Raw genomic sequence first — 12,742 nt, 5'->3', positions numbered from 1 at the left:
TTGACATAGAGTGTCTTTATTAAAAGTTCAACATATACTGAAGAAGGATGTATATATGGAAAATCGACCAACTTGGCAACAGTATTTCATGGACATGGCAGTTTTAGTTTCACAGCGCTCTACCTGTATTAGACGTAAAGTCGGAGCTGTTTTAGTTAAAGATAATCAGATCATATCAACCGGATATAATGGAGCTCCCAAGCATATTGCCCATTGTGAACACACGGGTTGTATCAGATTACAGAACAATATCCCCTCCGGTGAAAGACATGAGTTATGTCGCGGAATACATGCCGAACAAAATGCCATTATTCAGGCAGCCATCAATGGCAGTACAACCCAAAGAGCAGAGATGTACTGCACTAACCACCCCTGTAGTATTTGTGCCAAGATGATTATCAATGCTGAGATTAAGACAGTATATATCTTTGACGGTTACCCAGACCAATTAGCTCAACAGATGTTCAAAGAAGCTGATGTCGAGTTAATTCACGTAGAAAAGGATACTTGGAAGCTAACTCGGCTTTGAGCTTTTATCCCCTTCAGTAAGTTTGATAGGATACGGCTTTGCCTCTTCTCCGGTATAGACAGTGATGTGTGGGAAAGGTATTTCAATACCTTCGGCATCAAATCTCTCTTTTATCGCCAGCATAATACTGCTTCTTAGATTGATCAAATCCTTCTTCTCAAACCAGAGGGCGAATCTGATATCAATGGAAGAATTGCCGAAGTTATTCAAAAAGATCATAGGTTCTGGCTCTTCTAAACAGTAAGGATTTTTTGCTGCTAAATCTTTTAGAATACTAATAACTCTGGCAATATCCTCTTTATAGGCAACTCCAATATCCAGATCAAGTCGCCGTATAGGAAATCTTGTGATGTTAACCATTTCCGTTTTGATGATTGACTCATTGGGAATTCTCACAAATCTGTTATCGAAAGTTCTCAATTTCACTGACAATAAATCTACTGAGAGAACTATACCGACAGTAGTACCTATCTGTACTACATCACCGATTTCTATCGGTTTTTCCGTAATCAGGAAAATACCACTGATAATATTGGATACACTAGTTTGAGAAGCAAAGCCGAGAGCAACTCCAAATATTCCTATTGCTCCAAGCAGTACAGAGATATTAAAACCAAATATATTGAGCAGAGTAACGAATATGATCGTCAGACCTAAATAATAAATAGTTTTTCTGATCAGCATTTCACTCTGTAGTGAACTCTTTCTTCTACCGACCGATCTCCCAAGAGAATTAGCGATTATTTTAACTAAAGGGATTCCGATAAAAACGATTATAGCTATCTTGATGACTATTCTTAAATTTTCCGGAGTCAGCCAGCTTGCAATAGTTTCAATAATTGATGACATACAACCTCCTAGCCCTTAATAAAAGGTAGATCAGCAAACATCTTACGATAAAGTTTTTTAGTAGGCACTTCTCGTGGTGCAGACAACTGACCGCTGATCTTCTCTATTTCAGGAGCAGATTCTGAAAAATCTATGTAACTCTTCTGGTCATCACCTTCGATCTTAACATCGAGCTGATTTGTCCAGAGGTGCTTCTGCCCGGCATATATACCCAAAAACTCTGTATGGATAGATATTCGTCTAAAAAAGAAGTTACTAGGAGAATGATTCTCAATAAAAATAGGGCAGATTGCAGTATAAACTTTCACTTTCCGGTGTTCAAAATTGGTAATTGTCTTTGATTTAACCGCATAACAAAGCTCGCCGGTAAGTGGTTCACCAAACCAAGTATTGGAAGGAATAAGAGTTGGAATATCGGTCAGAGTTTCATCCTTTTCTGTAGCAATTCTAACCCAAACAGGGATTGAAACAAAAAAGCGGGTCTTATTACCGGGCAAGATCTGAATAGCACTCTCCGGTCTTACTACTACAGGACGATCAGGCATAACCGGAATGAATTTCAATTTCAAAGGTTCTTCTGGCACAATCCATCTTTTCCAATTTGAAGAATCAAGTGGATCACATTTCTCTGCTTTCCTACTAATCTGCTCCCAATCTTCCTCTATCATCTCCTCTTCTGTTAGCCGGCTCTCGGATATCTTCAATTCATTGAGTTCCTTGACCAGCAAGATCTGTAGAGGTCCCAATCTTGTGTTATAGAAAGTTTTATCTGTTATCTCCACTGGTTGCCAATACTTCATTTTTACCTCACTTTTATTGTTTATAGCCATTTTTTACGTCTAAATATATGCAACATAACTAAACCGATCCCTATCATTATCGCTATGACAAGGGGATATCCCAGTTTCCATTCCAGTTCCGGCATATTGACAAAATTCATTCCGTAAACTCCGGCAATAAAGGTCAAGGGGATAAATATTGTTGCAATAATAGTCAAAACCTTCATTACCGAATTCATACGATTACTAATAGTAGATAGATAGATATCTACCATACCGGCAATCAAATCTCGCAAACTCTCGATATTGTCAATCACCTGTATGGTATGGTCATATAGATCTCTGAAATATACCTTATTCCCTTCTTTGACCAATCTGACATCTGTTCTTTCTAAAAACCCTATCACTTCTCTCATTGGCCAGATGTTCTTTCTCATTAAAACAACATTTCTTTTCAGCATATAGAGATTTCGCATCACTTCATCAGACGGGTTAGAAAGGATAGTCTCTTCAATGTCCTCTATCTCGTCTCCTATTCTTTCAAGAATGATAAAATAGTTATCTACTATTGCATCTATCAATGCATAGAGCAAGAAATCAACACCGTTGCGTCTTATTCTGGAATCGACTGTGTTGACCCTTTCTCTGATCGGATCAAATACATCACCTTCTCTTTCCTGAAATGTAACTACCAAATTGTCTTTTACTATAACACTGACTTGCTCTTGTTCTATTTCATGAGTTTCTTTGTTATAAGAGAGCATTTTAATTACTATAAAATAGTAGTTCCCATAATCCTCGATCTTTGGTCTTTGTTCGGTATTGAGAATATCTTCCAAGGTTAGAATATGCAAATCACAGGTAGTACCGATCTGTTTCAGCAAATCAACATTATGCAATCCATCGATGTTGATCCATTGCACAAAATCATCCTTTCTGATCAAGTCACTGGAAAACTCTTTGATCTCTTCCTTCGAGACCTGAGAGTTATTGTAATGGATGGATGTGATCTTGATATCGGTAACTTTCTGTTCTCCAATATGAATCAGAGTACCCGGGGGTAACCCGGCTTTAACTGACCTTTTAACTATTTTTGGCATTATTCCTCCCTTATAATAGCACTTACTCAGAATTAATGTCTCGTAAGACTAATAATTATACTGCAATTAATTATCAAGTGAAAACTGAAAAACACTTCAGTAAAATTGGTTCAACTGATCGAGATTAATAGCTGAATTGGGAGCATTGCATGAAAAAAAGAGATTGACTGATTCCAACTCATTTGTAACATAGATTTTGTTAAGGGAATCCCTTAACTGCTATTGATATAAATGCCACATTCGAGAGGATAATCAATATTACAATTTAGATGAACATTATTGAAGTGAGTAAAAAACTAACAATAGAAAGCTATCTCATCCCAGATAGGCATATTTAATCAACAGAAACAAAGAAATCAATAAAGATGGTAAACTATGATTGAAATCAAAGATGTCGGCAGACTTGATGCTCTACAAATGCAAAATATCGAAGGTGAAGTTAATAAAGCATTTGCTTTACTTGATGAGAAAAAAGAACAAGCTGCTATGGAACTATTAGAAGAATTGAGTAAAACCTCGAATTATTTCATTAGAGAATTAGTCGGTAAGTTGATGACTAATTACAAAAACAAGAAACAGATTACAAAAATTGCCGATCAAATGTTAACACACAAAATATACGGCATCAGAGCAACTGCTTTTTTCTTTTTCTATAACCTTTACGCCAATGACCCCAAAAATATCGTAGCTATCTTGGAAAAAAATTATGAATCAGTTCCATGGGAAGTAGAAAGTATTATTTATGAGATGTGGCGGAAAAACCAGAATGTAATGAAGGAAATGATGCCGGAATGGCTTAAATCCGATATAGAAAAGAAAAGAATCATCTCTTTTCACGGCATGGAACTAATGGCAGAGAGAGATCCGACCTTTGTTCTAGATTTTTTAACCCGAGCGCTAGATGATGAAAGTTTAGAGGTACAGAAGAAAGTCACTCATATCCTTTTACAGGTTGTTCGTTCCCGTCCTGCAGAAACCTATCCATATATTAGGGAATGGATAATGACCGGTTCCGATAAAAGAATACGAACCCTGATGATGGCTCTAAGAAAAATCCTCTCGATCTATTTGCAGAAAGGATTAAAAGATAAATCTCCCGATTTCATGACTTTGACAAAATTTGTCATCTACGATTGGAGGGCTGAGAGAGATAAAAAAATCTCATATGTGGGAAATAAATTAGCTAAATTACTGAAACAGGAAAACGATAACGCACAACATTAAGCTACTGCAAACAATACAGAGACTATCCAATCATAAATTTACAACGATCTTAGAATAGTGTCTCTTCTAATTTTTCGAGCATTTCCTTGATTCCGGTCTTATTCAACACCGAAACTGCCAAGAACTCTCCCCTGTCTTTACCAAATTCGCGACTGAGCCCTTTTAGATATTTATTAATAGTAGTTTTAGGAACTTTATCCGCTTTAGTAGCAATTATGATATAAGGCAGCTGATAAGCTTCCAGCATCTCGATCATTAACTTATCCTTATGATCGGCACTATGTCTGATATCGACCAACAAAAGCAGTAATCTCAATTCAGGTCTCGACTCCAGATAGGTTTTGATCATTGCTTTCCATTTTTCACGCTCGGTTTTACTGACTTTAGCATAACCGTAACCGGGCAGATCAACCAGCGAGAAAAAACCCTCTCCGATTCTCTCCTGTTGCTCATTATATCGAATCACGCGAACCTTGAAGAAATTGATCAATCTTGTTTTACCCGGTGTAGAACTTGTTTTAGCTATCTTTTTTCTGTTGAGCAACACATTGATCAACGAAGACTTACCGACATTGGATTTTCCGGCAAAAGCAATCTCCAGAAAGGGGCTTTCCGGGTATTGTCGTTTCTCTACAGCACTGGTTATAAATTCGGATTCGACTATTTTCAGCATCTCAATTATTCTGAATACACCAAAGAACTGTTTTCCGATTCCCAGATCTCTACTTCTGCGATCTGGCAAGAAAGATCATTAAATGATTCCTTTACTCTGTTATACAGATGACGAGCTAACTCTTCAGAGGTCGGATTTTTATCACGAAACCAGGGGAGATCATTTAATAGTTTATGATCTAATTCGGAAACAACCTGATTTAATCTTTTCTTAACCTCTTTAAAATCTATCGTTAAGCCAATATCATCCTGTTCCAGACATATAATTCCGACCTGAACACGCCAGTTATGTCCATGCAGATTCGCACAATCGCCCTGATAACCATCTAAGCGATGGGCTGCAGAAAAATTGGTTGTCACTTTTAACTTATACATCACAACTCCTTATCTTTAAATTAAACACCAGCATTCACTTTCGCCATTTGTTCACTTTTCTTCCTCTTGAGTTTATAGCTGTCCAAGAGCATCAATGGCTGGTAGGAAAGTTTCGATTTTCTCAGTCCGGGAATGCCCATATCCTCTTCTCGGTTTATATACTGATAATTCTTATTTAAATGCTTTGCTGTCTCCCAGTTGATTATTTGCGCAGAACCTTTGACATCTCTGGCAAATTTTTCGAAATGAATGATCGCCATGTCTTCCTTCAGTTCGGAAAATATAGAAAAGGCGATAATTTTCTTGTTATGCCTGATAACCAAGCCAGAGAGAGCCAATCTGTCAAAATATTGGAAAGCGCGTCTCATGGCTTCCCGTTCATACTTATAACCCTTTTCTTTGTCTTCCGGATGCTCTTCTTTCCACTCATCAGAAAACTGTAGACACTCTTCTCCATCGGTCGGGCTTAGATCATGCACTTCATAATCTCCATTTGCCCTGAGAAACTGAGAGATCAAATTCTTCTTTTTTTGCAGCTTCTTCCCGCTAAGTTTAGCTAATCTCTCGCTGAGATAGATATAGTCTGCAGTATTAAGATCTTTCACAACTTCAAATTCTTGAAGATGATCTCCAAATTGTGCTACATATTCATTATCTACATAAGAAATGGAGCTACACTTTCCGGCATTATAAAATGCCCGGGCAATCTCTTTTAACTCATCGGGAGATGGATAAGATCCCAAAGGCATAAGAATACAAGTCCAAAGCTCATTGTAAATAAGTAGTCTTCCATTATGTTCTGTCCATTGTGATTTGAACTGGGTACCCCAAATCATCAAATTTACTATATCATACGCACTTCTTGATGTTGGATACCTCTTCAATACTACCGATATTTCTTCATAATCTTCGATCTTAACGTTTCGAAGCATGCTGATATCAAAACTGATCATTTCTTACCTTTATAATGCATCGGTATATAATCAACCATTTTAGAAAAACCCAATTCTTCGTAAAAATGCTGGGTTCCAGGTTCTCCGATCAAACCAATCCATTTTATCCCTCTGGCATGCAGATTCTTGACTATTGTCTTGATTATCTCGCCACCTATACCCCTTTTCCGGTATTCCGGTAGAACTGTCACATCCTGAATATAAGCATCACTTACCCCGTCAGAAAGGCTGCGACCCATTCCTATCAGATCCTCTCCATCATATGCTCCGATAAAGAGAAAAGAATTTCTTACCAGATCACTCAAAAAATCAATGTTATCATTCTTTTCACTCCACCAACCGGCTGTCCGGTATAGTTTCACTAACTGCTCATTATCAGCTTCTTTAATTATACGATAGGTTATTTCTTTCAATTATAGTACCTCAATTATTTTCCAACAAAGAAAAATATCCTTGGAGAATTGTAAAGCACTTTGAGAATAACATCCAGATATTCAAAAAACTTCTTTTAATCTGCTTAATATGCCTCTACTTAATGCTTTATATCTCTCTCTTACCCTTAGTCATCTATATAGTCGGATCTATCCGACTATATAGATGACTAAAGGTTGGTCGCAGATAATTATTCACAGGTAAAAAAGATGCTCATTATAAAATGACGAGCATAATTAAACATTGACACAACAAGGGTTACCGGCAGAGTATTGCTCTGTCGGTAACCCGATTATCAGGAGGAAAAAATGTTTAAGTATTACTCTATACTCGTTCTACTGCTTTTAACCGTAAGTATTTTTTCCCAGACCGCTGTACCACCCGCCGGTGACGGGACAGAGCCCAATCCTTATCAGATAGCTTGCCTGGAGAATCTCTACTGGATAACCGTCTATCAATCTAATAACGAAACCGACGGTCTTTACTTTGTTCAGACATCCGATATCGATGCTTCGGAAACCATCAACTGGTTTGACGGAGAGGGCTGGGAACCGATAGGAGAAAACTATGATTTTGGTGGACCGTTAAACAAGAGTGGTATCCTGCCTGCAAATGAACGTGATTTTTACAGTTTCCAAGGTCATTTTGACGGACAGGGGCATAAGATTGACGGACTTTATATTAACCGCCCGGAGGGATGGGGAGTAGGACTATTTGCCAGTATAAGCTATGGAGCAACGGTAAGAAACCTGGGATTGACCAATATCACGGTTATAGGGGATGAACATGTCGGCGGGATTGCCGGTCAGGCAGCAGAAAGCGGCTTAATCGAAAATTGTTTCGTGGAAGGGAACATAAGCGGAGGTGATTTTGTTGGAGGCTTAATAGGCTATAACAGTGGCGTTGAAGTAACAAAGTGTTATACAAAAGGGTCTGTCTCCGGAAGCAGTTATGTTGGCGGGCTGGTTGGGTATATCAATTGGTCACAGACCAATAATTTATATACTCATGCTGAGGTTTCCGGTGGTATTTATGTCGGCGGAATAGCAGGAATGGCATGGAGTACATATATGGACCTCAGCTACGTTACCGGTGCTATCACCTGTTCAGAGCAGTATGGAGGACCGATAGTGGGGTTTGTTTGGGAGTGTGCACCCTGGAATTGTTATTACAATACAGAGACAACCGGATTCCCATACGCCGGATTCCCATACGGTAGAACTACCGAAGAGATGACCTATCCCTATGCGGACAATGTGTATATCAACTGGGATTTCGAGAATATCTGGGTTGAAGATGTCTATATGTTCCATAATGACGGCTACCCCTATCTGAGCTGGCAGACTTTCTATTTCGAGTTCATTCCCCCTGCTTCTCTTTCTGCTACTCCCGGTGATAAGATCGTAACCCTTAACTGGCACGAGCCGCCCGACAGCCTGCGAACCCTTCTCGGATATAATGTCTATCGTGATGATGAGCAGATCAACGAGGAGTTACTCGCTGTCACCGAGTATCTTGATACCGATGTGATCAATGAGGTCACCTACAGATATTATGTCACGGCACTGTATGATGAGGGAGAATCCGGACCATCCAACCGAGTACTGGCAACCCCGTCCTTAAGTTCTTCCGAACCTGAAATTATCCCCTTCAGAACCGAACTCCTCGGTAACTACCCCAACCCCTTCAATCCGGAGACAAGGATCAGTTTCTATCTTGATAAGGGAGAGAAGGTAAAACTGGAAGTCTTCAATATCGGTGGGCAGAAGATAACTACCCTGATAGATGATAGATTGGAACAGGGAGAGCATTCGGTGATCTGGTCACCACGAACTACCAGGGGCGGAGACCTCCCCAGCGGGGTATATCTCTACCGCCTACAGGCCGGAGACTATGACAGAACTCGCAAAATGCTCTATCTGAAATGAGTAAAAGCAAATAACTGGAGGAAATAGTATTTTATAAATCTCGCATCCCCTTTTTTCTTCAGGGTATTTACCGTAGAGAATGAGACACCCAGCGGAGTAAGGGTTGATTGTGTATCCGGTTATCGAGGCGAAGCATATTTGCAGCAGCTTTGACCGTATGTTTCAGTTGAAGTCATAGACCTTTTCTATCTGGAATTCCAGTACTTCATTATACTTGTAAAAGCCTTTTCCAGTCTGTTATGTGAATACTTTTTAGGCGACAGATTTTCTCTTCCCAAGAACTGTGATACCTTCTTCATTATTAGAATAAGAAATCTCTTTGATACTATCTATCAATAGCAGAGCTATCCGGCTACATTAATGAATTCACTTTGCCCGGGTTTAAGTTCTCCTGTGATAGCGTACGGGATATATTGAAAAATCTTCTATAATTGTTAACCATGTCGGAATGAAGTTGGAAGAAAAGGTCAGTTTAAAGAAAAGTTGTGAGAGGCTATACCCCAAGGTAAGAAATCAACAACTCGCAGAAAAGCAACGGATTAATAATCGAAAGAGATAGTTCATGCTTGTTAGGAAGAATCATCTAGGAAAACAGAAGGTATTTGTCTATACCGTTTGGCTAATGTGGCAGCTGAAATATTCGAGTGTTTCAAGAGGTATTCGAAGATTCCATTCAAAGGATCGGCTAATCAGATGGTGCAGTTGTCATGCTTTTAGAAAAAAAATGGGGGGGATGTGAGAGTTGGATCTCTTAAAATCTTGACAGGGAAAGGGGTAAAACATTTTTTGAAACACTTGTTTGAATCAATCGTTTAAGACAATTGTTTAAGAAGAGAGGAGAGATGAGAGAAGAAATAATCAAGCAGATAATTCTGGCTGTGATAGAGTGTATCGAAGAGGAAGGGATCCAGCAAGTAACAGTAAGAAAGATCGCCGATAAAGCCAAAGTAAATCCTGCAGCTATCAACTATTACTTTGGTTCTAAGGAAAATTTGATAGAGGAAACCTTAAAAGCAACCCTTGATGAGGCGTTTATCAATAACCTTAGAGTCTATGAGATCTTATGGGAAAAAGATCCTCTCAAAGCATTAAAGAGTTATCTTAGTGATACTATCGAAGGTATGTTTATGTATCGGGGTTTAATGAAGGCACATTTCTACGATGCCTTTATTCATGGTAAATATGATCCGGAGTTTGTAAGAAGGTTTAGTGATTTCTTGAATCGTTTTTTTGCTTTGATCAGTGAAAAACTTCCCGGTTCGACATTACCTGAAAAGAAAATAGTTCTTGTACAAGTACTCTCTGCAGTGTTTTATCCGGGTCTTTTCCCAAAACTCTTTGAGGATTTCTTGGGTAAGGATTTTACAAAAAAAAATACTCGGGACAAATACATCTCTATCCTCGTGAATAATATAGCTGATTTGATCAACATAGATGTCCACAAGGAGGACAAGTGAAAACTATAATATTGTTTACATTAATCTTATTACTTACATCATCACTAATCAGTATAACACTGGAAGACAGTATAGAATTGGCGATCAAGAACAATCTATCTCTTCGATCGGCAGGGGAAGATATAGCGATCGCCCGGGAGTTTTACAGAGAAGTGACATCAGCATTGCTCCCTCAGATAAGCTTCAATGGTGGTTATCAATTGCTAAGAACCGAGCTGCCCGGTTCGATGATCCCCCCGGCGTTTAACATAACCGATGAGTTATCAGAGAATGCCACTGAAGATGATGAACTATTAGCTGCTTATATTGAACAGGGTTTCAATATGCTTATTCCGGAGCAAAAACAGGATGAGACCAATTTCTTTGGTCAGATAAAACTCGACCAAGTTGTCTATTTAGGTGGTAAACTGCTCAGTGGTATCAAAGCAGCCGGTATCTATCGAACAGTCGAAGCCAAGCGTTATGAATTAACTAAGCAGAACCTGATCTATGAAACGACCGATCTGTTCTATCAGGGTTTGCTTCTAACCGATGTCGTGGAGATCAACCGGGAAGCTTTGGAATTGGCAGAGCAGCATTATAATAGAATAAGTTCTATGTACGGACAGGGTTTGGTATCGGAATTTGATCTTATTCGGGCAGAGTTAGAACTCCATAAGCTGCAACCTCAACTAATGGAAGCAGAAAACAACTATTCACTCTGGCAGGAGAGTTTTAAAAAACATCTCGGATTAGGTATTGATTATGATCTAACCTTACAGGGAGAGATCGCAGTTCCTCCAGAGATAGAAGTCGAGTTGGATGAGGCAATTGAAAGCGGCAAATCTGAACGCATAGAGCTGTATCTTTCGGGAGCGGTCAGAGATATGTATGAAATCAATTGGCGGGCAGAACGGGGTAATTATTTGCCTAATGTAGCCCTCTCTGCGGAGTATAATCGTTTTTCCAATATAAATAAATTCACTTGGGAACCGGACGATTTCGGTTCTTCTTATCAAGTAATGTTGGGAATACAGATCCCGATCTTCAAAGGTTTCGGAAATCGGGCAAAGACAGCTCAAGCTCGGCATCAGTATAACAAGGCAACGTTGGATTATTTAGATCTCCAAGATATGATAGAATTAGATATCAGGAATGCTTATTTACGATTGGCTCATGCTCAAAAGAATTATGAAACTCAGGTTTTGCGGATCGGTTTAGCAGAGAGAGGTCTGAACATTGCCACTGCTCGTTACGAGAGTCAGGTCGGTATCAATTTAGAGGTATTAGATGCCCAGTTAGAGCATAAAATAGCTCGTTTGGCTTACTTACAGGCAGCTTATGAGATAACCATGGCGCAGAAAGCTCTGCACAAATCAATGGGTATAATATTTTAAACAATAAATCTTTTTTAGGAGTTAGATATAATATGAACAAAATCAGTTTTCTTTTGATGCTCGTTTCCTTGTTGTTTCTCTTAACAGCTTGTGGAAACAATGATGATAACAATATGCGTAATATTGAACAGATCCATCAGGAAGATGGTATTCCAGTCAAGGTTGAGGAGATAGTCTATCAGCCATTTTCGCTGATACTGAGCTACAATGCGAACCTGAATGGGATCAGAGAAACTACAGTGACATCTCTTCTCAGTGACAGAGTTGAAACTGTTTTGGTCAAGGTAGGTGATTATGTTGAGAAGGATCAGTTGTTGTTAACCTTCCCAGAAGATAGTCCCTCAGCACAATATCGGCAGGCAAAAGCGGCTTTTGAAAGCTCTGAACAGACCTATCAAAGAATGAGTGTCCTCTTTGCAGAGGGTGGCATATCGAGACAGGAACTCGATCAGTTAGAGACCATGAAGAGTATCAATCAGGCAAATTACCTTGCTGCCAGCAAAATGATCTATATCAAGGCATCCATAGCAGGTTATGTTACCCAAATAAATTTCAGAGAGACTGAGACAGCTAATTTTGGTGACCCCTTGATCACTATCTCCCAGATAGATAGATATCGTTCGAAGGTCTGGGTTATTGAGAGAGATATCAACGCGGTTAGACCGGGATTAGGAGCTGTTGCTCGCTGGCAGGAACAGGAGCTGCCGGGTAGAGTTGTTCAAGTTGCCCGTTCTATAGACGGTAATCGTCAAGCATTTGGTGTCGATCTGGAATTTGACAATCCAGAGAATTTACTACTCTCAGGGGTAATGGTATCAATAGATATAATAACTTACGGAAATGATAAGGCAATCATTGTTCCGAGACAATACATTCAATCGGATATTGAGGGCGATTATGTGTTTATTGTCGCTAATGGTAATGCGGTTAAAAGATATGTCAAACTCGGAGCTAACGATCGCATGGTTTACGAGATCGCTGAAGGGTTGGCAGTAGGAGATATTCTCATCAAGGAAGGTTCTCAATTAGTTAGTAACGGTATTAAGATAAGAATTGAAAGTTAGGTGA

Annotated in this window: 13 protein-coding genes; 6 read left to right on the top strand and 7 right to left on the bottom strand. The window is 39.2% G+C overall.

What is annotated here, in order from left to right; translation table 11 throughout:
* The first annotated feature begins 55 nt into the window (after positions 1-55).
* A complete protein-coding gene (locus K0B81_00225; GenBank protein MBW6515025.1) occupies positions 56-529 on the top strand; it encodes a cytidine/deoxycytidylate deaminase family protein in 474 nt (157 codons plus the stop codon).
* Here the strand turns inward: K0B81_00225 and K0B81_00220 are convergent.
* The 3 genes from K0B81_00220 to corA are packed head-to-tail and all read right to left on the bottom strand — an operon-like array spanning position 515 to position 3,257.
* Positions 515-1,378, bottom strand: a complete 864-nt coding sequence (locus tag K0B81_00220) for a mechanosensitive ion channel family protein (GenBank protein MBW6515024.1) — start codon at positions 1,376-1,378, stop codon at positions 515-517. The genes K0B81_00225 and K0B81_00220 overlap by 15 nt on opposite strands.
* A gap of 8 nt (positions 1,379-1,386) precedes the next feature.
* Entirely contained in the window at positions 1,387-2,178 is a 792-nt protein-coding gene (locus K0B81_00215; protein MBW6515023.1) for a DUF432 domain-containing protein, read from the bottom strand.
* A 20-nt stretch (positions 2,179-2,198) separates the two neighbouring features.
* A complete protein-coding gene (gene corA, locus K0B81_00210; GenBank protein MBW6515022.1) occupies positions 2,199-3,257 on the bottom strand; it encodes a magnesium/cobalt transporter CorA in 1,059 nt (352 codons plus the stop codon).
* Positions 3,258-3,632: 375 nt separating this feature from the next.
* Here corA and K0B81_00205 point away from each other — a divergent pair, with 375 nt between their 5' ends.
* Positions 3,633-4,481: a DNA alkylation repair protein gene (locus K0B81_00205; GenBank protein MBW6515021.1), complete on the top strand. Its 849-nt coding sequence runs from the start codon at positions 3,633-3,635 to the stop codon at positions 4,479-4,481.
* 49 nt (positions 4,482-4,530) lie between these two features.
* On the opposite strand, the gene yihA is transcribed toward K0B81_00205, so the two are convergent.
* The 4 genes from yihA to K0B81_00185 are packed head-to-tail and all read right to left on the bottom strand — an operon-like array spanning position 4,531 to position 6,894.
* Positions 4,531-5,151, bottom strand: coding sequence for a ribosome biogenesis GTP-binding protein YihA/YsxC (gene yihA, locus K0B81_00200; GenBank protein MBW6515020.1), 621 nt, complete (start codon positions 5,149-5,151; stop codon positions 4,531-4,533).
* An 8-nt stretch (positions 5,152-5,159) separates the two neighbouring features.
* The gene (gene queD / locus K0B81_00195) at positions 5,160-5,528 is read right to left on the bottom strand and encodes a 6-carboxytetrahydropterin synthase QueD (protein MBW6515019.1); all 369 of its coding nucleotides are present in this window, start codon (positions 5,526-5,528) and stop codon (positions 5,160-5,162) included.
* A gap of 20 nt (positions 5,529-5,548) precedes the next feature.
* On the bottom strand, positions 5,549-6,481 hold the full coding sequence (locus K0B81_00190; GenBank protein MBW6515018.1) for a DUF2156 domain-containing protein: 933 nt from the start codon (positions 6,479-6,481) through the stop codon (positions 5,549-5,551).
* Positions 6,478-6,894, bottom strand: coding sequence for a GNAT family N-acetyltransferase (locus tag K0B81_00185; protein ID MBW6515017.1), 417 nt, complete (start codon positions 6,892-6,894; stop codon positions 6,478-6,480). Before K0B81_00185 ends, K0B81_00190 begins: the two co-directional genes overlap by 4 nt.
* A gap of 327 nt (positions 6,895-7,221) precedes the next feature.
* Here K0B81_00185 and K0B81_00180 point away from each other — a divergent pair, with 327 nt between their 5' ends.
* The 4 genes from K0B81_00180 (at position 7,222) to K0B81_00165 (ending at position 12,738) form a co-directional block, all read left to right on the top strand.
* Entirely contained in the window at positions 7,222-8,841 is a 1,620-nt protein-coding gene (locus K0B81_00180) for a T9SS type A sorting domain-containing protein (GenBank protein MBW6515016.1), read from the top strand.
* A gap of 842 nt (positions 8,842-9,683) precedes the next feature.
* Complete coding sequence (locus tag K0B81_00175) at positions 9,684-10,298, top strand: TetR/AcrR family transcriptional regulator (GenBank protein ID MBW6515015.1); 615 nt, start codon at positions 9,684-9,686, stop codon at positions 10,296-10,298.
* On the top strand, positions 10,295-11,674 hold the full coding sequence (locus tag K0B81_00170) for a TolC family protein (GenBank protein ID MBW6515014.1): 1,380 nt from the start codon (positions 10,295-10,297) through the stop codon (positions 11,672-11,674). The genes K0B81_00175 and K0B81_00170 overlap by 4 nt, the downstream gene beginning before the upstream one ends.
* A gap of 32 nt (positions 11,675-11,706) precedes the next feature.
* Positions 11,707-12,738: an efflux RND transporter periplasmic adaptor subunit gene (locus K0B81_00165; protein ID MBW6515013.1), complete on the top strand. Its 1,032-nt coding sequence runs from the start codon at positions 11,707-11,709 to the stop codon at positions 12,736-12,738.
* The last annotated feature ends 4 nt before the right edge of the window (positions 12,739-12,742 follow it).

The organism is Candidatus Cloacimonadota bacterium (genome assembly GCA_019429305.1).
Taxonomy (GTDB): domain Bacteria; phylum Cloacimonadota; class Cloacimonadia; order Cloacimonadales; family JAJBBL01; genus JAHYIR01.
Note: the sequence above shows the minus strand (reverse complement) of the source record. Positions and strands in the feature narration are given on the sequence as shown.